The following is a 22479-nucleotide window of genomic DNA, read 5'->3' on the forward strand; positions in this document are numbered from 1 at the left end:
GGATGCACGCCCCTTTCCGCCATGCTGCCCCGCCATAGCTGTGAGCGCTCTCCGACCCATAGACCGAACGGACCATCTGATGATCCGACGCGCTGCCTGGGCGTTCCTGCTCGTCCTCGTCGTGACCCTGCCGGCCGCAGCCCAGCTTCTCTCCCTGCCGGGTATGCCGAAGGTGACGGGCTCCGCGGCCGCCGCGTCTCAGTCGGCAACCGCCGAGGACCGCAAGTCCCTCGACGACCTGATCGGCATCCTCGAGAACGAGACGACCCGGAACCTGCTGATCGAGTCGCTGAAGGCGTCCGCCTACCAGCCCGCCAACGGGCAGGCTTCCACGAATGCCGAGGCCGCATCCGACCAGGGCGACGAGACCATCGTCGATAGCGTGCCCGCCTATCTCGCCGATACGGTGCGTGGTTCGATAGAGGCGGTTCGAGAGACCGTCGTTCAGTTCGGAGAGATCGCGGGTCAGGGGGCGAACTTCTTGGCGGGTGCGCAGTGGATCGACCTGCCACGCATCTGGCTGGCTCTCCAGCCCGTGCTCCTCGTGATTGCGGTGGTGATCGCGGCGCGGGTCGCCCTGCGCTTCGCCGAGCGGCCGGTCGAGCGCTGGATCGTCTCGCGCGACGACCGCCGCTCGCCGCTGCGCCGCCTTCTTCTTCTGGCTCTCGCGACTCTTCTCGACGGAGCGACGATTCTGCTCGCCGCCGCCTGCGGGCACTTGGCGGCCCTCTGGCAGCAGGGCGGGCCTCCCACCTTCAACCAGGCGCTGTTCCTCAACGCCTTCGTTCTCACCGAGATGATCCGCCTGGGGCTGGCCGCCTTCGTCGTGCCGCGCCTCATGCCGTTGCGCCTGACGCCCTTCAGCGACGGGCAGGCCGCATACTGGTACGGCCGCCTAGCGATCCTCGTTTCGCTTCTCGGCTACCCATTCCTGTTCGTCGCGCCGATTGTTCAGACGAACTCCTCGATCGCGGCCTCGAATGCTGTGCGCTTCATCGCGGTCACGTTTGTCTTCATCTCGATGCTGACGCTGATCATCGCCAACACCCACCATGTCGCCCGAAGGCTGCAGCGCGCCCACAGGAATGGCGACCGTTCGTTTCAGGCCCGCTTCTACGCCTTCCTCGGCTCGCTCTGGTACCTGCCGGCGATCAGCTTCGTCTTCGCCCTCTACGCCGTCTGGCTGTCGAGCCCGCGCTCGGGCTTCCAGTTCATGCTCGGCGCTTCGCTGCGCTCCGTCGCCGCCATGGCCATCGGCGGTCTCATCGTCACCATTCTCAGCCGCTTCATCGCGACGGGCTTCAGACTACCGGCCGGGGCCAAGGCACGGTTCCCGCTTCTGGAGCGACGCATCAACGGCTTCATTCCCCGCCTGCTTCTGGTGCTGCGGGTCATCGTCATCCTCGGCGTGATCGGCATCATCCTCGACGCCTGGTCGATCCTGGATTTCGCCAGTCTCCTGCAAAGCGATCTGACGGGCCGCGCCATGCGCGGAACGCTTGGCGCTCTGCTTATCCTCTTTATCGGGTTCGCGGTCTATCTCGTTGTCTCGTCTTGGGTCGAGTACAGGCTCAATCCCAACTACGGCTCGGTTCCCACATCGCGAGAACGCACGCTTCTCGCCTTGTTCCGCAACGCCTTCACGGTGGCGCTGGCGGTCATCGTCGCGATGCTCGTGCTCTCCCAGCTCGGCATCGACATAGCGCCGCTTCTGGCGGGCGCCGGCGTCGTCGGCCTCGCGATCGGCTTCGGCGCGCAGAAGCTCGTCCAGGACATCATAACCGGGGCGTTCATCCAGATCGAGAACGCGCTGAACGAGGGCGACGTCGTGCAACTTGGCTCGGTCTCCGGGGTCGTCGAAAAGCTGACGATCCGGTCCGTCTCGCTGCGCTCCGTCGACGGCACCTACCACCTGATCCCTTTCTCGTCGGTCGACCAGGTCGCCAACATGACCAAGGACTTCTCGAACTTCGTGGCCGACGTCGCGGTGGCCTATCGCGAGGACGTGGAGGAGGTGAAGGCCGCCATGCAGGAAGCCTTCGACCGCGTGCGCGCGGGCGAGCAGGGCATCAACATCATCGCCGACTTCGAGATGCTGGGCGTCGAGACGCTGGGCGACAACGCCGTCACGGTGCGCGGGCGCATTCGGACGCTGCCCGGCAAGCAATGGCCTGTCGGCCGCATCTATCGACAGGTCATCAAGTCGCTCCTGGAGGAGCGCGGGATCGAGATTCCGTTTCCGCAGACGACCGTGTGGTTCGGCGAGGGCAAGAACCACGAGGCCGTGCCGCTGCGCATCGCCCAGCCGGCGCCGGGGCCCTCGTCCGATCCGCTCGGCGCGGCGGAGGGGCGCAGTCGCGACGCCGCGCTGCACACGCCGGAACGCAATCTCGACGGCACGCCCATCCCGCCAAGCTCGCGCGAGGATGACGCCGACGACGGGCCGGAGCGGTGAGCCGGGCCGCGCGCCTTGCGAAGGCGCGGTCCCGCGCCCTATCTGTCGAAAGCCGACCGGCACCGTTTGATTCGGGTCGGTCCCCGCCTTGTTCGAACGACCATCTTTGAAAGATCACCCATGAGACACCCGATCGAAACGGCCATGAACCTCGTCCCGATGGTGGTCGAGCAGACGAACCGGGGCGAGCGGGCCTACGACATCTTCTCGCGCCTCCTGAAGGAGCGCGTGATCTTCATCACGGGTCCGATCGAGGACGGGATGTCGACGCTGGTCTGCGCGCAGCTCCTGTTCCTCGAGGCGGAGAACCCGAAGAAGGAGATCAGCCTCTACATCAACTCGCCGGGCGGCGTGGTCACCAGCGGCATGGCGATCTACGACACGATGCAGTTCATCAAGCCAGCGGTCTCGACCCTCTGCATCGGTCAGGCGGCCTCGATGGGCTCGCTTCTGCTGTGCGCCGGCCATAAGGACATGCGCTTCGCAACGCCGAACGCGCGCATCATGGTGCACCAGCCTTCAGGCGGTTTCTCGGGCCAGGCGTCGGACATCGAGCGCCACGCCCAGGACATCATCAAGCTGAAGCGCCGCCTCAACGAGGTCTATGTCGAACACACCGGCCAGGACTACGAGACCATTGAACGGACCCTCGACCGCGACCATTTCATGACGGCGGACGAGGCCAAGGCGTTCGGCCTTATCGATAAGGTCTACTCGTCCCGCGAGGCGCTCGAGACCACGGTTTCGAGCGGGAACTGACGCCGCGCCACCGTCCTTGATCTGGCCATACGCGCCCATTAGCCTGCATGGTTCGCCGGCCAGGCGGGCGCGTTAAGCTGCGATCAAGGATGGATCCGCTAACTTGGATGCGCAAATCCGTCACATGGGCGGATTTGACCTTCGCATCCGGCGGTTGCCACCGGCGCGTCGCAGCATAGGATTGTGGAAGGGTCGCCTGGTGACCCGTCGCCGCGCCTCTGTCGAGGGGCGCGGAACCGAAGGGAAGAACGATGAGCAAAGTGAGCGGCGGCGACAGCAAGAACACGCTCTACTGCTCTTTCTGCGGAAAGAGCCAACACGAAGTCCGCAAGCTGATCGCCGGCCCGACGGTCTTCATCTGCGACGAGTGCGTCGAGCTCTGCATGGACATCATCCGGGAGGAGAACAAGTCCTCCATGGTGAAGTCGCGCGAGGGCGTGCCGACACCGCAGGAGATCATCGCGGTTCTCGACGACTACGTGATCGGCCAGGGCTTCGCCAAGAAGGTCCTCTCGGTCGCGGTCCACAACCACTACAAGCGTCTGGCCCACGCTCAGAAGAACAACGACGTCGAGCTGGCCAAGTCGAACATCCTGCTGATCGGCCCGACCGGCTGCGGCAAGACGCTGCTCGCGCAGACGCTCGCCCGCATCCTCGACGTGCCCTTCACCATGTCGGACGCCACCACGCTGACCGAGGCCGGTTACGTGGGCGAGGACGTGGAGAACATCATCCTCAAGCTGCTGCAGTCGGCCGACTACAACGTCGAGCGCGCGCAGCGCGGCATCGTCTACATCGACGAGATCGACAAGATCTCGCGCAAGTCCGACAATCCGTCCATCACGCGCGACGTCTCGGGTGAGGGCGTGCAGCAGGCGCTTCTGAAGATCATGGAAGGCACCGTCGCCTCCGTGCCTCCGCAGGGCGGCCGCAAGCATCCCCAGCAGGAGTTCCTGCAGGTCGACACGGCCAACATCCTGTTTATCTGCGGCGGCGCCTTCGCCGGCCTCGACCGCATCATCTCGGATCGCGGCCGCAAGACCTCGATCGGCTTCGCCGCCAACGTCGAGAGCCCCGAGGATCGCCGCACCGGCGAGCTTTTCCGCAAGGTCGAGCCCGAGGATCTCCTGAAGTTCGGTCTGATCCCCGAGTTCGTCGGCCGTCTGCCGGTATTGGCGACTCTCGAGGACCTCGACGAGCCGGCTCTCGTGCAGATCCTGGTCGAGCCGAAGAACGCGCTTGTGAAGCAGTACCAGCGCCTGTTCGAGATGGAGAACGTCGAGCTGTCCTTCCACGAGGACGCGCTGAAGGCGATCGCCCGCAAGGCGATCGAGCGCAAGACCGGTGCCCGTGGCCTGCGCTCCATCATGGAATCGATGCTGCTCGACACGATGTTCGACCTTCCGACACTGGAAGGCGTGCAGGAAGTCGTCATCTCCGAGGACGTGATCGACGGCAACGCCCGGCCTCTCTACATCTACGCCGAGCGCAAGGAAGAGAAGGAAAACGTCAGTGCCTGACGCAGCCTCCGCTCCGCCGCGCCGATAGAGTTCGATAAGGCCCGTTCCGGTTCAGCCGGGACGGGCTTTTTGCTGAAGGCGGACCGTCCGCGATCCGCGTTCGCACTGTTCACTAACCTGTCGCATTGCGGTGCGGGACCGCGTTGAAGTCCCGCACCGCAGCGACCACATATCTGAGGACGAGAGGCTCGTCCGACCGGTGCCGATCACGGGCCGATCGGGGCGAGGCCATCGGCGGCTTCTGCCGCAGAAAGGACTGTCATGCCGACTTCGAAGACCACCCCGCAGGCCGGGTCCTTCCCGGTTCTCCCCCTGCGCGACATCGTCGTCTTCCCGCACATGATCGTGCCCCTCTTCGTTGGGCGCGAAAAGTCTATCAAGGCGCTCGAGGAAGTCATGGGCGCCGACAAGCAGATCCTGCTCGCGACCCAGCGGAACGCGAGCGACGAGGATCCCGCGCCCGACGCCATCTACGAGTTGGGAACGCTGGCCAACGTTCTGCAACTCCTGAAGCTGCCCGACGGAACCGTTAAGGTCCTCGTCGAGGGCGTCGCTCGCGCGCGCGTCGAAAGCTTTACGGACCGCACCGAATGGCACGAGGCCGTCGCATCCGTGGTTCCCGAGGTCGACGAGGACGCCGTCGAGATCGAGGCGCTTGCGCGCTCGGTGATCTCGGAGTTCGAGAACTACGTCAAGCTCAACAAGAAGATCAGCCCGGAAGTCGTCGGTGCTGCAGGGCAGATCGACGACTACTCCAAGCTTGCCGACACGGTCGCCTCGCATCTCGCGATCAAGATCCCCGAGAAGCAGGAGATGCTGGGCATCGTCTCGGTACGGGAGCGTCTCGAGAAGGCGCTCGGCTTCATGGAGGCCGAGATCTCCGTGCTGCAGGTGGAGAAGCGCATCCGCTCGCGCGTCAAGCGCCAGATGGAGAAGACCCAGCGCGAGTACTACCTCAACGAGCAGATGAAGGCGATCCAGAAGGAACTCGGCGACGGCGAGGAAGGCCGCGACGAGGTCGCCGAGATCGAGGAGCGCATCAAGAAGACGAAGCTCTCCAAGGAGGCCAAGGAGAAGGCGTCGGCCGAGCTGAAAAAGCTCAAGCAGATGAGCCCGATGTCGGCCGAGGCGACGGTTGTTCGCAACTACCTCGACTGGCTGCTCGGCCTGCCCTGGGGCAAGTCGTCTAAGGTCCGCATCGACCTCAAGAAGGCCGAGGCGATCCTCGACGAGGAACATTACGGCCTCGACAAGGTCAAGGAGCGCATCGTCGAGTATCTTGCCGTTCAGAGCCGTCAGAACAAGCTGAAGGGGCCGATCCTGTGCCTCGTCGGTCCTCCGGGCGTCGGCAAGACGTCGCTCGCCAAGTCCATCGCGCGTGCGACGGGCCGCGAGTATGTTCGCATGGCGCTGGGCGGCGTTCGTGACGAGGCCGAGATCCGCGGCCATCGCCGGACGTACATCGGCTCCATGCCGGGCAAGGTGATCCAGTCGCTCAAGAAGGCGAAGCGCAACAACCCGCTCTTCCTGCTCGATGAGATCGATAAGATGGGCCAGGATTTCCGGGGCGATCCGTCCTCGGCGCTTCTCGAGGTGCTCGACCCAGAGCAGAACGCGACCTTCATGGACCACTACCTAGAAGTCGAGTACGACCTCTCGTCCACGATGTTCGTGACGACAGCCAATACGCTGAACATTCCAGGTCCGCTCATGGACCGCATGGAGATCATCCGGATCGCGGGTTACACCGAGGACGAGAAGATCGAGATCGCCAAGCGTCACCTTTTGCCGAAGGCGATCCGCGACCATGCGCTGCAGCCGGGCGAGTTCTCTGTGGCCGAGGATGCTCTGCGGGCGATCGCCCAGCGCTACACTCGCGAGGCGGGCGTGCGTTCCTACGAGCGTGAGTTGATGAAGCTTGCCCGCAAGGCCGTCACCCAGATCCTCAAGGGCGAGGCCAAGAGCGTCGATGTGACGGCGGCCAATCTGGCCGACTACCTCGGTGTTCCGCGCTACCGCTTCGGCGAGATCGATGCCGAGGATCAGGTCGGCGTGGTCACGGGTTTGGCCTGGACCGAGGTTGGGGGCGAGTTGCTCACGATCGAGGGCGTCATGATGCCCGGCAAGGGCCGCATGACCGTGACGGGCAACCTCAAAGACGTGATGAAGGAGTCCATCTCGGCAGCTGCCAGCTACGTCCGCAGCAGAGCGCTGGACTACGGCATCAAGCCGCCGATCTTCGACAAGCGCGACATCCACGTCCACGTGCCGGAGGGGGCCACCCCGAAGGACGGGCCGTCGGCGGGCACTGCGATGGCCACCGCCATCGTGTCGGTCATGACGGGGATCCCCGTTCGCCGCGACATCGCCATGACCGGCGAGATCACGCTGCGGGGCCGGGTGCTGCCTATCGGCGGTCTTAAGGAGAAGCTTCTTGCGGCGCTGCGAGGCGGCATCAAGAAGGTTCTGATTCCGGAGGAGAACGCCAAGGACTTGGTGGACATCCCGGACAACGTGAAGAACGAACTCGAGATCGTTCCGGTCTCGCGCATGGGCGAAGTGCTTCTGCATGCGCTCGTTCGGCAGCCGACCCCGGTCGAGTGGAACGAGGCCGACGAGCCGCTGGCGGTGCCGTCGGCCGGCGACGAAGGCGGCTCCGCCGTCGCCCACTGAGCAAGCTTTCGGCTCTGCCGATCCGGATGCCGCCCCTCGGGGCGGCATTTTCGTGTGGAAAGTCCTGCAAACTGAGCATTTGCGGCCGGACGGGGTTGCGACGGAGTGGCCTTTTGAGCATCGTGACGCACCTGAGTCGGTCAGCCTCTAGCGAACCCGGGAGTCTTTGAATGAACAAGAACGAACTCGTCGCCGCCGTCGCCGAAAAGGCGAGCCTTTCCAAGCAGGACGCCGTCGGCGCCGTGGACGCGGTCTTCGAGGCGATGCAGGAGGCCATGGCCAAGGGCGACGACATTCGTCTCGTCGGCTTCGGCACCTTCTCCGTGTCGCACCGCGCCGCCTCCAAGGGGCGCAACCCCTCGACCGGCGCCGAGGTCGACATTCCCGCGCGGAACGTTGCGAAGTTCGCGCCTGGCAAGGGTCTCAAGGATTCGCTGAATCCCGGCAAGTAAGCCACTGTCGCGCCGAATTCTCCGACGCGTCACCATTCACGCAAAAGGGCCGGTTCCGAGAGGAACCGGCCCTTTTCGTTTATCCGGCGGGCGTCTGGACGACGCTCGCGTGTTCCTCCCGCTCGGCTCAGCCGGCGTGCCTCAAGAGTTCGACGCGTGCTGTTCCGAGACCACGTGCTAGCAGCGTCTGCGCCTCGTCTTGGCTCGCCGCCTCGACATAGCAGCGTAGCTCGGGCGCGTTGCCCGAGGGCCGGAAGTGCACCGTACTGCCGTACCGTGTCGTCATCCGAACGCCGTCAGCGGTGTTCACGGAGGCGACGCCGCCCTCGAAGTCAAGGACGGCGTCACGATAGGCGCCGTCACTCTCAAGCCGGTCGATGAAGCGCCGCGCTGCCGCCATGTCGATTTCCGCAAGCCGGTCCGACGCCGCAGCGCCCGCGCCGAGATCCGCGACGAGGCGCGAGACGGCCGTGCCGCGACGCTTCGCATCGGCGAGGAGCGACAGGATCGGAAGCAGGGCATCGCGGGTGGCGAGCGCCTCGATGCGGCGTCCGTCGCGCTCAACCACGCTGCCGAGAAGAACGCCGCCATTGGCCTCGAAGCCGATCACGCGCTCGCCGGCAGCGATGGCATCGTTCATGCCGGCAATCACGAAGGGCGACCCGACCCGGGTGCGGCGCACGCCCGTCAGAAATGCGGCCTTCTCCATTGCGGATGACGAGGTGACCGGCGTCACGACCGTGGACAGTCCGAGATACTGAGCCGTGAGAAGGCCAAGAATATCGCCGCGAAGAATTGTGCCGTGCTCATCCGCCACCAGCGGACGATCGGCATCGCCGTCTGCCGAGACGATGGCGTCGAAGCGGCCGAGCCCGCCCCATGTGCGCAGGGCGACGACGTCCTCCGGCCTGTGAGCTTCCGTATCCACCGGCAGGAAGGCGTCGGATCGCCCGAATGCCTCGGTCCTTGCACCGAGCCGATCCAGGATCGCGACGAGCACGTCGCGTGCGACCGTGCTGTGCTGGTAGATGCCGACGCTGAGGCCTTCGAGCGCGTCCGGTGCGAAGAAGCGGGTATATCGAGCAAGATAACGCTCGATCAGCGTGCCGTCTGCAACCACGGTGCCGCTCTCGCCGGCCGATGCGCTGCCGAACGGATCCTCTATCGCGAGGATCGCCGCCTCGTCCGCCTTTCCGATTTCGCCGTCAGGGCGATAGAACTTCAATCCGTTGCGATCGTCGGGAATGTGGCTGCCGGTTATCATGACGGCCGGGACCGCGCGTCGAAGGCTGTCGAGCGCCAGGGCCGGTGTCGGCAGTGCGCCGCAGTCGACGGCTTGCCAGCCGAGCCGGCGAGCGGTCTCGATGGCATCGGCCGCGATCTGCGGCGAGGACGAGCGCAGGTCTCGGCCGACGAGCAGCGTTCGCCCGTCGGTCTGCCCCGTCGCCTCGAGATGACGCAGGAAGCGGCCGACCCACAGACGGGTCGGGTCGCCGACGAGATCGACGACGAGGCCGCGAAGGCCGCTGGTGCCGAACTTCAGGCTGGGTCCACTCATGTGCGCGCGTAGATGTCCTCGACGCGGACGATGTCGTCCTCGCCGGTGTAGGAACCGACCTGCACCTCGATCAGACGCAGCTCGATCTTGCCGGGATTGTGGAGGCGATGGGTGCAGCCGATCGGTAGATACGCAGCCTCGTTTTCGTGAACGAGCTTCACGGTCGCATCGATCGTGACCTCGGCCGTGCCCTGGACGACGATCCAATGCTCCGCCCGGTGAAAATGCTTCTGCAGGCTGAGGCGGGCGCCGGGATGGACGCAGATCTGCTTGACCTGGAAGCGGGTGCCGATGTCGATGCGCTGATACCATCCCCACGGACGATGGATGCGCCGGTGCTGTCCGGCTTCCTCGCGGCCTTCGTCGCGCAGCTGGGAGACGAGGCCCTTCACCTCGCCGGCACGCTCGCGGGTCGTCACGAGAACGGCGTCGGGCGTCGCGACGACGACGGCGTCCGTCAGACCGACGACCGCCGTCAGGATGCCGTCGGCGCGCACGAGGCTTCCGCTTGTCCCTGCAATTGATACCGGACCCTCGACCGCATTGCCCGACCCGTCACGCGGCAGGACGTCGTACAGGGCATTCCATGCGCCGATGTCGGACCATCCGAAGTGGGCGCGCACGACGCCGGCCTTGCGCGTCTTCTCCATGACGGCATAGTCGATGGAGATGCGCGGAGCCTTGGCGAAGCCGGATGCGTCGAGGCGCAGGAAGTCGAGATCGCGAACCGCGTTGTCGAGGCTGTCGCGAGCGCCGCTCAGCACGTCCGGGGCGCCGCGCTCCAACTCCTCGATCATGACGGCCGGATCGAACAGGAAGTTCCCGCTGTTCCAGACGCAGCCGTCCTCGATGAGTTGGAGCGCGCGGGCCGCATCCGGCTTCTCGTTGAAGTGTTCGACTTCGAAGGTCCCCGCGTTCCGGTCTGGCCCGACCGGCTCGCCAACGGCGATGTACCCGTAGGCGGTGGATGGATGATCGGGCGCGATGCCCAGAAGCATGATGCGGCCGCCCCGTCCGTCGGGGTCCGGGCGTGCCGCGGTCGCAGCCGCCTCGCAGTCCCGGCGGAACGCGGCGGCATCGTCGACGACATGATCGGCTGCGACGACGAGTGCGATGCTCCCGCGCCGCTGTGCGACGAGCGCGGCCACCGCGACAGCGGGGGCGGAGTCGCGGCGCTCGGGCTCAAGGATCACGTCAGCCTCGGCGCCGATCTCGCGCAATTGCTCCATCACAATGAAGCGGAAGTCGCCATGGGTCAGCACAACCGGGCGAGCCCAACCGCTTCCCCGCACACGAAGCACCGTATCCTGAAAGGTCGAGCGTCCCGTTCCCATGAGCGAAACGAACTGCTTGGGCATCGAGTCGCGCGAGACGGGCCACAGGCGCGTCCCCGATCCGCCGCACAGGATGATCGGAATGATCACTTCATGCTCCATAGGAGGCACCTCAAACTATTCGCTACGGCGAACATTCGCCGCAAGCGCTCTATCACGGCGAAGGGGACGCTAGAAGGCGGTGCAGCAAAAGGCGGAAATGCTGTTAATTCCGCGAGAATACCTTAATTCGAAGGGAGATTTCGAGCTGTCGCTCAGCAGCTTCCGTCGCGGGCGACGACGACCTTGACGGTCTTTGCCATGATGCGCAGGTCGAGGAGCGTGGAGGCGTTGCGCACGTAGTAGCTGTCGTACTTGACGCGCGTGGCGTAGCTCGTGTCGGAGCGTCCGTTGACCTGCCACATGCCGGTGAGGCCGGGGCGGGCACGCTTGTAGGTGCTGAAGCGGTGGGCATAGCGGTGCGCCTCCTCGTCCACGATGGGGCGCGGGCCGACCAGGCTCATCTCGCCGCGCAGGACGTTGAAGAGCTGGGGCAGCTCGTCGAGGCTGGTCTCGCGCAGGAAGCGGCCGAGGCGGGTGACGCGCGGGTCGTTGCGCAGCTTGTGGCTGGCCTCCCACTCGGCGCGGGCGGCGGGGTCGCGCTGGAGGAGCTCCTGGAGGAGCTCGGCCGAGTTGGTGGCCATGGAGCGGAACTTGTAGCAAAGGAAGTAGCGCCCGCCGAAGCCGATGCGCCGGTGGCCGAACAGGACCGGGCCGGGATCCGACAGCTTCATCAGCGCGACGATCACGAGCAGCAGCGGCGCCAGCGCCACAAGCGCACCCGCCGCCAAAACCACGTCCAGCGCGCGCTTGGCCGCGCCGCCCACCGGCCGGTCGAGGCGCTCCAGCGCACCGGGCGCGCGCTCCAGCCCGCCATGCTCGCGCACCAACACCTCGCCGATGTGCAGATCGCCCATCTCGCCCAGGCCGAGCTTGGCAGCAGCCGTCGCGCCGCGCAACAAACGTCCGGTCTCCAGCATCGCCGCTTCCTGCAAAGGTTAACATTTGGTTGAGTAATATGTCGCACTACAATGCTTGTCTCAATGCGATGGTTCAAAGGTTTCTGCAGGACAGATATGCGAAATCGGGAACTTGTCATTCACGGTCTTCGCGACAAGCGCGTATTCTCCGCGGCATGCCGACCGACATTAAGTGCGCCACCCTGTCGGTCAGATCACGAATGTGTCCGGCGAGACGTCCACGTCTCCCGAGCGGCGCGTGTGCATGAGATGCACATGCCGGCGAAAGATCCTGGCGGCGGTAAGGCGCCCGGTCTTGAACGCCCCGGTGTCAATGCCGAGTCGGCCGGGCCGAAACACTGGCTTTTCCACGGGCGTGTGGCCGTGCACGACGAAGACCGGCAGCTCCGGCCCGCGCTCCAGGAAGGGATTGCGTATCCAGAGGAGATCCTCTTCGCTTTGCCGCTCGAGCTCAAAACCCGGTCGCAACCCCGCGTGAACGAAGACGATGTCGTTTGCGACGGCGATCGACGCCAAGCCTCGCAAAGTAGCGATGTGTTCCGCCGGCATTGCATCCAGAAGGACATCGCGAACCGCCGACAGATCTCCGCCGTAGAGTTCGAGCAGATGTTCGAGGTCGATACCGTAGGATTTGAGCGTCGCGTCGCTGCCGAGCCGTAGCCAGTTGGCATGACCGTCCGGATCTTCGAGAAAGCCGAGCATCTCTTGCTCGTGATTGCCGCACAGAGAGGTTCGCTCGAAACCCGGAGGCAGTTCGCTCGACAGGTGTTCCAGCACGGCTGCGGAATTCGGTCCCCGGTCGACATAGTCGCCGAGCATCACGATGTGTTTGCGTTCGTCGAACTGGCTACCGTCGACGAGGATTGCATCTTCCAGACGCCGAAGCTGGTCGTAGCATCCATGCACGTCGCCGATTGCATAGAAGATGGTATCCGGGGATGCGATCACGATCCGTTCTCTTCGAACGGTCCCGGCCGGCTCCCGAGAAGCGGGGAACCGGAGCGGGAGCGCGGACGCAAAAAGGCGTCGGATCGACTTCGCAATCACGAGGCGACGCACCCGGCAGCCGGACAGCCGGACGCAGCGTTCGTCGTTGAGGCGGTATCGATCGCTTTGGTCTGCATGAAGACTCTCTGTCAGGGCAACGCGCTGACTGGAATATAGGTGGCACCCCGCCGATGGCAGGCTGCAGTTGAGGCTCGCCCTGAGCATCGACCGCCTTATAACCTGCATGCGGCGCCCGCACCCGACGCGAAAGGTCAACCGCCGCAAACGGGACGGAACGAGGACACGACGACCATGGGCCGTAAGGTCGCGCTGATTCTTGTTGCCTGCCTCGTTCTTCTAGTGACGACCCCTCCGCGGCCGGTCGAGGCCGCACCGCGCGAAAGGGACGCCGAGCAGATCGCCTATCTCGGCGACAGCCGCGTCGCCGCGCAGTTCAACGATCCGATCCAGCACGTCGCTTCGGCCCGCTTTTTCGGAAACGTGGCGGCCCAGCTCCTCGACAGGAGGCTCAAGACTGCGCTGAACCTCGCCGTCTCCGGGCAGCGTTCCGACGAGTACCTGAGCGATCGCAACGTCGAGCAGGCGATCGCGTCGCCGGCACTGTGGGTTCTCGTCTTCGGAGTCGTCAACGATATCGCGCAGCGCGGGGCGCAGGACTATTTCGCCGGCAACCTTGCAGGACTGCTGCACGGCGTCCGCGGCCAGATCGACAAGCTTCGGACGGCGGGCCTTCGTCCGATCCTCGTTCTGGAGCCGGGAGCAGCGGCCTTCTCGGCCGATCCAGCGCGTCTGGCAAGCGTTGCGGCCTACAACAATGCCGTACGCGCCTATGCCGACGAGCACCCGGAGGTGATCGTCTTCGACCTGCCGGCCGCGACGACGCTTGCGGGAGCACCGCTTCTGTTTCGGTCGGGATATGCGCACGACGGCGTTCACCTCGACAACCTTGGCGGGATCGCGGCGGGTCAGGCCTTCGCGGCACTGATGGCACCACTTCTCCCTGCCGCGTCGAACGTCGCGGTCGAGAACCTCGTGCCGAACGGTGAGTTCGCGCAGCCGTCCGGGGGGGAGGCGAGCGGAAGCACCCGTGGCACGGTTCCGCGAACCTACGTGGCACGCTGCGATCCAGGGCTCGACGCGGACGTCTCAGCTGGAGAGCCGGGAACTTTGCGGATGACGGTGCGGGCCATGGCCGCCGGCACGTGCAGCCTTGGCGCCGACCTTCTGGGCGAGAAGGTCGGGCAGGCGTACAGGGAAAGCGTCGGGGCAGAGGTCGCGCCCGGCGCCGTCGGCTTGACCGGTCCCTACCTGCAGCTGCAGGTCCGGCGGGCTGGCGTTTCACTCGACGCCTTCGACAACTTCTGGGGAACGGGGGGGCCTGGACCCGACGCGGCCCGAAGCCTCTCGCTCGAGACCCCGTCGCTTGTCGTTCCGGACGGCGCACGCGAATGGTTCACGACGCGCTTCGGGCTCCACTTCTCGGGACCGGGGGGTGCCAGTGCGACGTTTTCCAGGCACCGCGTCACGACGCCCTAGCTTTCAGTCCTGCTTCGCTAACATTCGCCCGACCCCGTCAACCGCGCGTGAACCTTAACCCACGATCGATCCGGCGGTTAGACGCTTCGTTGCAAGGTCCGGCCCTAACGTCCTTCCCATGAGCAACCGCCCCCCGTCTCGACGGCGCGAAGCGGTTCCGAGCACGAGCAGGGACGTGTCATGACGAGCCATCCGAACCACCAGCCGCGCGCGCCGGGCGAACTCAAGGCGGCGTTGCGCAGGTGCCGATCCGCCTTCGCCGGCGTCGCAATCCTCAGCGGTCTCCTGAACGTCCTGTATCTCACCGGGTCGTTCTTCATGCTGCAAGTCTATGACCGCGTCCTGCCGAGCCGCAGCGTCCCGACGCTTATCGGCCTGTGCGTGATCGCGCTCGTCCTCTACGCGTTTCAGGGCGTGATGGACGTGCTTCGCGCCCGCATCCTCACGCGCGTCGGCGGCGCGCTGGACGAGGAATTGAGCGGCCGATCCTTCCAGCTCGGCATGAAGCTGCCGCTCGTCGCGCCGAACGTCGATAGCGCCCAGCCCTCGCGCGACCTCGACACCGTGCGGGGCTTCCTGTCGGGCACCGGCCCATCGGCTCTCTTCGACCTGCCCTGGCTACCACTCTACCTCGCGATCTGCTTTGCCTTCCATCCGACCATCGGGTGGACGGTGCTGGCGGGCGGAACGGTCCTGGTCGCGCTGACCTTCCTGACCGAGCGCCTGACGAAGGCGCCCGTCGAGCGCAGCGCCAATCTCGGGCAGCAGCGCTTGTCGCTTGCCGAAACATATCGGCGCAATGCCGAGGTCATGCGCTCGATGGGCATGGAGGGGCGCCTCTCGCGCCGTTGGAGCTTGGCGAACGGGGCGTTTCGCGCGGAGCAGGCGCGTGGCGCCGACGTCGGCGCGGCGCTCGGCGCGTTCTCAAAGACCTTCCGCATGGCACTGCAGTCGGGCGTGCTAGCTGTGGGCGCCTATCTCGTCGTCAACCAGCAGGCATCCGGCGGCATCATCATCGCCGGGTCGATCCTGTCGGCGCGGGCCCTTGCGCCGATCGAGCTCGCCATCACCCAGTGGAAGGGCTTCGTTGCAGCCCGCCACGGCTGGAATCGCCTGTCCGATCTTCTTCAGGCGATGCCGGCGGAGGCCATGCCGCTACCCCTGCCCAAGCCGGAGCGTGAGATCGTCCTCGAGGGCGTGGTCGTCGTGCCGCCCGGCTCAACCGCCGCGACCGTGCAGGGCGCCTCGTTCCGCCTCGAGGCGGGCCAGGGTCTTGGTGTCATCGGTCCGAGCGCCTCCGGCAAATCCTCGCTGATCCGCGCCATCGTCGGCGCTTGGCGACCCGAACGCGGCGCGGTGCGCCTCGACGGCGGGGCGCTCGACCAGTGGTCGCCAGAGCGCCTCGGGGCCCATGTCGGCTACCTTCCGCAGGACGTGCAGCTTTTCGCCGGCACGATCGCCGAGAATATCGCGCGCTTTGACGAGGCGGCGAGCGCCGAGGCCGTGATCGATGCGGCGAGGGCGGCCGGCGTCCACGAGCTCATCCTGCGCTTGCCGAAGGGCTACGAGACCGAGGTCGGGGAGGGCGGCCGTGCCCTGTCCGCAGGCCAGCGCCAGCGCGTCGGCCTCGCCCGCGCGCTCTACGGACGCCCCTTCCTTGTGGTGCTCGACGAGCCAAACTCCAACCTCGACGGCGACGGAGAGGAGGCGCTGACCCACGCCATCATGTCGGTGCGCCTGCGCGGCGGCATCGCCGTCGTAGTGGCCCACCGACCCAGCGCCCTGACCGCGCTGAACCTCGTTCTCGTAATGCAGGACGGGCGGATCGCGCAGTTCGGGCCGAAGGAGGAGGTACTCGGCATTCCGTTGACCCGCCCCGCCATCGCGACCGCCGCAGCCTCGGCCTCCGTCCCAGCGCAGCGCTCTACCGCCTTCCCCGCCTCGATCGCCGGAGCCGCTTGATGAGCGCCCCTCGTTCCCCCTCGCTTCTTTCCGTCCGCCGCCACCTGCGCTTTGGCGTTGCGGCAAGCGTCCTCCTGGCGGGCGCTCTCACAGCCTGGGGCGCCACCGCCAAGCTTTCGGGTGCCGTAGTCACCCACGGCCAGCTCGTGGTCGCCTCCAGCGTCAAGAAGGTCCAGCACCCGACCGGCGGCGTGGTCGGCGAACTCGCCGTCCACGACGGCGACCACGTAGAGGCCGGGCAAGTTCTCCTGCGTCTTGACGCCACGCAGGCTCGCGCTTCGCTCGGCATCGTCGTGAGGCAGATGGACGAGCTTGAGGCCCGCCAGGCGCGCGTGCGCACTGAGCAGACGGGCGATGCGACGGTCGCTTTCCCCGAGGCGCTGCTGCGACGAGCAGACGATCCGACGGTCGCCCGGCTCCTGCAGGAGGAGGCCCGCCTCTTCGCGATCCGGCGCGAGGCGCGCGAGGGCGAGCGAGCCCAGCTGCGTCAGAAGATCCTCGAGTTCGGGGAGGAGATCGCTGGCCTGGAGGAGCAGATCCGGGCCAAGGACGAGCAGCTCGTGCTGATCGACCAGGAACTGAAGGGCGTCCAGGAACTCGTCGACCGCCAGCTGACGCCCTTCTCGCGCGTCGCCGCGCTGAAGCGCGATCAGGCAGCTTTGCGCGGCGAGCGGGGCCAGTTCCAGTCCTCGATCGCCGCCGCCAGGGGGCGCATCGCCGAGGGCGAGCTGCAGATCATCCAGATCGACCATACGATGCGCTCGGAGGCCTCGCGCGATCTTGGCGAGATCCGCGCAAGCCTTTCGGAACTTGCCGAGCGCCGGACCGCGGCGGAAGACCAGCTCGCCCGCATCGACATCCGCGCACCGCAGGCCGGCACCGTGCATCAGCTCGACGTCCATACGGTCGGCGGCGTTGTTCGTCCGGGCGAGACGATCATGGAGATCGTTCCGCAGGATGACCGCCTCATCGTCGAGGCCAACCTGCCGCCGCAGGACATCAACGACGTTCACGTCGGCCAGCAGACGGATCTGCGGTTCAGCGCAGCGAACTCGCGGACGACCCCCGAGATCCTAGGCGAGGTTCTGCACGTGTCGGCGGACGTCTCGCAAGAGACGCGGACCGGTGCCAGCTACTATTCGATCCGCGTCGGTGTTTCGCCTGATCAGCTCGCGCGACTGGGCGCCGTGAAGCCGGTGCCCGGCATGCCGGTGGAGGTGTTTCTGAAGACGCGGGAGCGCACCGCCTTCGATTACCTCGTCGAGCCGCTCGCCGAGCAGATGTCGCGTTCGTTCCGCGAGAAGTAGCCTTCGACCCGACGGCGCACCGCCGCCGTGTTCGCCCGTTGTATGCTGCAATGCGCCAACGCATAGGTGCTGCAGCATAGGGGCTGGAGTCCGCCCCTACTCAGGCGGACAGGGGGCAGGCATGAAAATCGCCATCGCAGGCTTGGGCTATGTCGGCATATCCAACGCCGTACTGCTGGCGCAGCGCAACGAGGTCGTTGCCTTCGACCCGGACGCTCGCCGGGTGGAACTGGTCAATCAGCGCGTCTCCCCGATCGCCGATGCCGAGGTCTCGGAATACCTGCGCGAAAAGCCGCTGAACTTGCGCGCCACCACGGACCGCGCCGACGCCTATGGCGGCGCCGACTACGTGATCGTCGCCGCGCCCACCAACTACGACCCCGACACGAACTACTTCGACACACGCATCGTTGAGTCCGCGATCGGCGACGTCCTGGCGGTCGCGCCCGAGGCCTGCATCGTGATCAAGTCGACAATCCCGGTCGGCTACACCGCCAGGCTGCGCGAGCGGCTCGGCGTCGGCAACATCATTTTCTCGCCGGAGTTCCTGCGAGAGGGACGCGCCCTCTACGATAATCTTCATCCCACGCGCATCGTCGTCGGCGAGCATTCCGAACGCGCCGAGCGCTTCGCGGACCTTTTGCGCGAAGCCGCGCTCAAGCCCGACGTCGAGGTCCTTTTCACGGGATCGAGCGAGGCCGAGGCGGTCAAGCTCTTCTCCAACACCTATCTCGCCATGCGCGTCGCCTACTTCAATGAGCTCGACACCTACGCGGCGACCCACGGACTGGACACGCGCGAGATCATTGAGGGCGTCAGTCTCGATCCGCGCATCGGCCGGCACTACAACAACCCGTCGTTCGGCTATGGCGGCTATTGCCTACCCAAGGACACCAAGCAGCTTCTGGCCAACTATCGCGACGTGCCGCAGAACCTCGTCCAAGCGATCGTGGAGTCCAACACGACCCGCAAGGACTTCGTGGCCGACAGCATCATCCGGCTGCGGCCGCAGGTCGTCGGTATCTACCGCCTGACGATGAAGCTCGGATCCGACAACTTCCGGCAGTCCTCGATCCAAGGCATCATGAAGCGGATCAAGGCGAAGGGCATCAACGTCGTGATCTATGAGCCCAACTACGCGGAAAACGAGTTCTTCCGCTCGCCGGTAATGACCGACCTGTCGGAGTTCAAGAGTCGGTCCGACGTGATCGTCGCCAACCGTCTGGCAAGCGATCTCGAAGACGTTCGCGAGAAGGTCTACACGCGAGACTTATTCGGCGCCGACTGAGGCACCGGCGCAACCGGGAAGGCCGCCGGCACCAGCCGCCGGTAGATCTCGTCGATCCCGGCGTTCATGCGATCCGACGTGTAACGGGCGTGGAAGCGACGCTCGGCCGCCTCGCCCATGCGGGCGAGCGTCGTGCGGTCGAGGCTGTCCAGTAGCGCCGCAAGTCCGGCAGGCGCCATGTCCCGCGCAATGAAACCGGTCACGCCGTCCTCGACGAGATCCGGCAGGGCGCCGTTCGGGCTGACGATCGCCGGCTTGCCGACGCGCATGGCCTCAAGAACCACGAGACCGAAGCCCTCCCAGCGCGACGGCACGACGATCGCGTCGCAGGCTTCCATCAGCCCCTGCACCTGGCTGCGCGTGACGTGGCCGAAAAGCGTGACGTTAGGGCGCGTGACGAGGTGGTCGACCGTGGCCTTCGACACGACCGACGCACCGGCGACGTCGAGATAGAGTTCCGGCCGCTTCACGAGCTGCATCGCCCGCAGGAGGATGTCGATGCCCTTCTGGGGATCGTGGCGTCCCACGAAAAGGAGGCGGATGCCCGTACGCTCGTCCGAGCCGCGCAGGACGAGCGGAACGCGCGGCCCGAGTTCGGCGGCGATGCCGTTCTGGACGGTGACGCACTTGTCCAGCGGGACGCCGTGGGCGGCGGCAAGGCGCGCCTCGTTCTCGGAGATGTTGATGCACACGTCGGTCCAGCGCATCATCAGGCTTTCCAGCTGGGCGTAGACGTAGCTTGCCTTGGCTGACTGCTCGCGCGCAAACGCCCAGCCGTGCGGACAGTAGACGACCTTCGGCCGCCGCCGCAGGAACGGGATCACGGCACGGAAGATCGTTCCCGCGAAGGTCGAGTGCAGGTGGATGATGTCGGGCTCGAACTCTGCGGTCACGCGCCGCACGAGCTTGGCCAGCTTCCAGAAGTCGCCCGGTGTCCGCTCGACGCAGTCGAACGTGCGCACGCATTCGTGCGGCACGCGCGACAGGTTCGCCACGTCCCGATCCGGCATCAGGAAAACGACATTTCCCGGCCCGTAGCGGTCGAGCTGATGCTGGGCGATCTCGTCGAAGTAGCTGGAAATGCCACCGGCGACGTTCTGGGCGAAGTGCAGGATACGCATGCCGTCCGGGTTCTCGCGCAGGAGAGGAGCTTCAGCCGTTGATGCGGTGATACTGGAGGTACCACGTCACGAAGCGCTGCACGCCCTCCTCGACGCTGGTGCGCGGCCATGCGCCCACCGCCGCGTCGAGACGTGAGAGATCGGCGAACGTGTCGGGCACGTCGCCCGGCTGCAGCGGGAGAAGGTTCTTGCGCGCCTTGCGGCCCAGCGCCTTTTCGAGCGCCTTGATATAGGCGGTGAGCTGGACCGGCGCGCTATTGCCGATGTTGAGGACGCGGAAGGGCGCCGAGCTCGTCGCCGGGTCAGGATCGCTCGCGTCCCAGCTCGGGTCTGGCTGCACCGGATTGTCGGACACGCGCAGAACACCCTGAACGATGTCGTCGACGAAGGTGAAGTCGCGCGTGTGGCGCCCTTCTTTGAAGACGTCGATCGGCTGGTCCTCGATGATGTTCTTCGTGAACTTGAAGAGCGCCATGTCGGGCCGGCCCCAGGGACCGTAGACCGTGAAGAAGCGCAGACCCGTGGTCGGCAGGGCGAAGAGATGGCTGTAGCTGTGGGCCATCAACTCGTTCGCCCGCTTGGTCGCGGCGTAGAACTGGATCGGATGGTCGGCGAGGTCGCCCTCGCTGAACGGCAGCTTGGTGTTGGCGCCGTAGACGCTCGAGGTGCTGGCGTAGACGAGATGGGGCGTTTTGGCGTGGCGGCAGGCTTCGAGGATGCAGGTGAACCCCGAGACGTTGCTTTCGACGTAGGAATGAGGATCGACCAGCGAATAGCGCACGCCAGCCTGCGCGGCGAGGTGAATGACGCGGTCGAAGTCGTGGCGGTAGAACACGTCGTCGACCAGCGCCCGATCGGCGATGTTGCCCTCGACGCTCTCGAAAAAGGTGCCGTGCTTGGTGGCCGTCTCGCCGAGGATGGCAAGGCGCGAGCGCTTCAGCGACGGGTCGTAGTAATCGTTGACGACGTCGAGGCCGACGACCTCGTCGCCGCGCTCCATGAGATGACGTGCCGTATGGAAGCCGATGAACCCAGCGTGTCCCGTCACCAAAACCTTCATGTCGCGCAACTTTCTTCCGGCTGGAGCAGGACGCGTGCTCGCAGTCGGCGTCCTGGACGACGACTGCGTTATGATTTGTCCTTATCATGATGCATTGCAACAGGCTAAGGGGTCGGCCGGCGACGCAGTCTCGCCGAAAGGTGGCCGAATTTCTACCGAAGGCCTCAAACCCGGAGCGCGCGTTGTGAAAGTCTACATCAACGGACGGTTCCTGACGCGGAAGATGACGGGCGTCGAACGCTACGCGACGGAACTCCTGACGGCGCTCGACGTGATTCTCGCGCAGGAGGGCGCCGGCGACGAGACGTGGACGATCCTTGCGCCGCAGGGTGTCGATCCAGCATCGAGCCCCTTCCGTAACATCGACTTGCGGGTCGGCGGTCGGGGCGGCGGCCACGCCTGGGAGCAGCTGTCGCTGCCGGGCCTTGCAGCGGACGGCGTCCTTCTCAACCTCGCCAACAGCGGCCCGCTGCGACATCGCCGATCCTTCACGGTGATCCACGACGCGATCGTCTACCGGATGCCCAAGCTCTTCTCCTTCCGCTACCGAAGCCTCCACCAGACGCTGGGCTGGGCGCTGTCGCGCCTGTCTTGGCTCGGCACGGTGTCTGAATTTTCGCGGCGCGAGCTTGCCGCGGTGTTTCGGATCGACCCCGGCCGCATCGCGGTCCTGCCCAACGGGTCCGACCATCTCGGGCAGGTGCAGCCGGACGGCGGCATTCTCGAGCGCTTCTCGCTGCGCCGCGATGGCTTCTTCCTCTTCGTCGGCTCGCCCGCACCCCACAAGAACCTCGAGCGCGCGTTGCGGGCCTACGCCTCGCTTGCCAAGACCGATCGGGCCTTCGTGATCGTGGGGAGTTCTCAGGCCAATGTCTTCGGCAAGACGCACGAGCCGCTGCCCGCCGGCGCGGTGGCGACGGGGCGCTTAAGCGACGCCGAGGTCGCCGCGCTCTACGCGAACGCCACCGCGCTCGTCTTTCCCTCGCTCTACGAAGGGTTCGGGATTCCCCCACTCGAGGCCATGACCTACGGGGCGCCGGTTCTGGCGGCCGACGTGCCGCCGATCCGCGAGGTATGCGGGGGCGCCGCGACCTATTTCGATCCCCTGTCCGAGCCCGAGATGGCGGCCGCCATGCGCGCGGTTTCGGGAACGGGACGCGACGCGGCGTTCCCGGAGGCAGAGGCGCGGGAGCGGCTTCGGTCGTTCCAGTGGCAGGATACCGCCCGCGCGCTGCGCGAGGCGGTGCGCGGCATCGCCTGATTGCCCGGCGTCCGTCGGGCCGCCGCGCGCAAACGGGAATTGCCGGCACTGCTTTTTCCCGCCGGTGCCCGCATCCTTATTCTCGGCTCATCTGAACGAGGAGCCGAGCGCAAAGATGACCCCCTTCCTGGGAGACTTTTCCCAACACGCAGCCGCGGCCGGCGGG

16 protein-coding genes are annotated in these 22479 nt (G+C 66.0%); 10 read left to right on the forward strand and 6 right to left on the reverse strand.

All coding sequences use genetic code 11. The features are described 5' to 3' along the window. Positions 1-79 precede the first annotated feature (79 nt). The 5 genes from AUL35_RS16810 (at position 80) to AUL35_RS16830 (ending at position 7859) form a co-directional block, all read left to right on the forward strand. A complete protein-coding gene (locus AUL35_RS16810; RefSeq protein WP_062016805.1) occupies positions 80-2455 on the forward strand; it encodes a mechanosensitive ion channel domain-containing protein in 2376 nt (791 codons plus the stop codon). 120 nt (positions 2456-2575) lie between these two features. Further along, positions 2576-3214: an ATP-dependent Clp protease proteolytic subunit gene (locus AUL35_RS16815; RefSeq protein WP_062016807.1), complete on the forward strand. Its 639-nt coding sequence runs from the start codon at positions 2576-2578 to the stop codon at positions 3212-3214. Between the two features lie 251 nt (positions 3215-3465). Then, positions 3466-4734, forward strand: a complete 1269-nt coding sequence (gene clpX, locus AUL35_RS16820) for an ATP-dependent Clp protease ATP-binding subunit ClpX (RefSeq protein WP_062016809.1) — start codon at positions 3466-3468, stop codon at positions 4732-4734. 261 nt (positions 4735-4995) lie between these two features. After that, positions 4996-7407 carry an endopeptidase La gene (lon, locus tag AUL35_RS16825; RefSeq protein ID WP_062016811.1) on the forward strand — a complete coding sequence of 804 codons (2412 nt, stop codon included), beginning with the start codon at positions 4996-4998 and terminating at the stop codon, positions 7405-7407. A gap of 170 nt (positions 7408-7577) precedes the next feature. Beyond that, positions 7578-7859 (forward strand): HU family DNA-binding protein, encoded by a 282-nt coding sequence (locus tag AUL35_RS16830; RefSeq protein WP_062016813.1) that lies wholly within the window; start codon positions 7578-7580, stop codon positions 7857-7859. A 127-nt stretch (positions 7860-7986) separates the two neighbouring features. Here AUL35_RS16830 and AUL35_RS16835 read toward each other — a convergent pair whose 3' ends face one another. From AUL35_RS16835 to AUL35_RS16850, 4 genes are all read right to left on the reverse strand, one after another. Then, positions 7987-9417: a phosphomannomutase gene (locus AUL35_RS16835; RefSeq protein ID WP_062016815.1), complete on the reverse strand. Its 1431-nt coding sequence runs from the start codon at positions 9415-9417 to the stop codon at positions 7987-7989. Beyond that, the gene (locus tag AUL35_RS16840) at positions 9414-10862 is read right to left on the reverse strand and encodes a mannose-1-phosphate guanylyltransferase/mannose-6-phosphate isomerase (protein WP_244493805.1); all 1449 of its coding nucleotides are present in this window, start codon (positions 10860-10862) and stop codon (positions 9414-9416) included. The genes AUL35_RS16835 and AUL35_RS16840 overlap by 4 nt, the downstream gene beginning before the upstream one ends. Positions 10863-11005: 143 nt before the next feature. Continuing rightward, a complete protein-coding gene (locus AUL35_RS16845) occupies positions 11006-11770 on the reverse strand; it encodes a sugar transferase (protein ID WP_244493806.1) in 765 nt (254 codons plus the stop codon). A 189-nt stretch (positions 11771-11959) separates the two neighbouring features. Further along, complete coding sequence (locus AUL35_RS16850; RefSeq protein WP_062016816.1) at positions 11960-12718, reverse strand: metallophosphoesterase family protein; 759 nt, start codon at positions 12716-12718, stop codon at positions 11960-11962. Positions 12719-13069: 351 nt separating this feature from the next. Here AUL35_RS16850 and AUL35_RS16855 point away from each other — a divergent pair, with 351 nt between their 5' ends. From AUL35_RS16855 to AUL35_RS16870, 4 genes are all read left to right on the forward strand, one after another. Then, the gene (locus AUL35_RS16855) at positions 13070-14314 is read left to right on the forward strand and encodes an SGNH/GDSL hydrolase family protein (protein ID WP_062016819.1); all 1245 of its coding nucleotides are present in this window, start codon (positions 13070-13072) and stop codon (positions 14312-14314) included. 180 nt (positions 14315-14494) lie between these two features. Continuing rightward, positions 14495-16276, forward strand: a complete 1782-nt coding sequence (locus tag AUL35_RS16860; RefSeq protein WP_062016820.1) for a type I secretion system permease/ATPase — start codon at positions 14495-14497, stop codon at positions 16274-16276. Continuing rightward, positions 16276-17583 carry an HlyD family type I secretion periplasmic adaptor subunit gene (locus tag AUL35_RS16865; RefSeq protein WP_062016822.1) on the forward strand — a complete coding sequence of 436 codons (1308 nt, stop codon included), beginning with the start codon at positions 16276-16278 and terminating at the stop codon, positions 17581-17583. The genes AUL35_RS16860 and AUL35_RS16865 overlap by 1 nt, the downstream gene beginning before the upstream one ends. Positions 17584-17704: 121 nt before the next feature. Continuing rightward, positions 17705-18871, forward strand: coding sequence for a nucleotide sugar dehydrogenase (locus AUL35_RS16870; protein WP_062016824.1), 1167 nt, complete (start codon positions 17705-17707; stop codon positions 18869-18871). On the opposite strand, the gene AUL35_RS16875 is transcribed toward AUL35_RS16870, so the two are convergent. Both AUL35_RS16875 and AUL35_RS16880 read right to left on the reverse strand, forming a co-directional pair. Further along, positions 18841-19992 (reverse strand): glycosyltransferase, encoded by a 1152-nt coding sequence (locus AUL35_RS16875; protein ID WP_062016826.1) that lies wholly within the window; start codon positions 19990-19992, stop codon positions 18841-18843. The genes AUL35_RS16870 and AUL35_RS16875 overlap by 31 nt on opposite strands. Before the next feature lie 31 nt (positions 19993-20023). Further along, on the reverse strand, positions 20024-21052 hold the full coding sequence (locus AUL35_RS16880; protein WP_062016838.1) for an NAD-dependent epimerase: 1029 nt from the start codon (positions 21050-21052) through the stop codon (positions 20024-20026). Positions 21053-21236: 184 nt separating this feature from the next. Between AUL35_RS16880 and AUL35_RS16885 the strand changes: the two genes are divergently transcribed. Further along, positions 21237-22313 carry a glycosyltransferase family 1 protein gene (locus AUL35_RS16885; RefSeq protein WP_062016828.1) on the forward strand — a complete coding sequence of 359 codons (1077 nt, stop codon included), beginning with the start codon at positions 21237-21239 and terminating at the stop codon, positions 22311-22313. Positions 22314-22479 lie beyond the last annotated feature (166 nt).

It is taken from the genome of Aureimonas sp. AU4 (genome assembly GCF_001463765.1).
GTDB lineage: Bacteria > Pseudomonadota > Alphaproteobacteria > Rhizobiales > Rhizobiaceae > Aureimonas.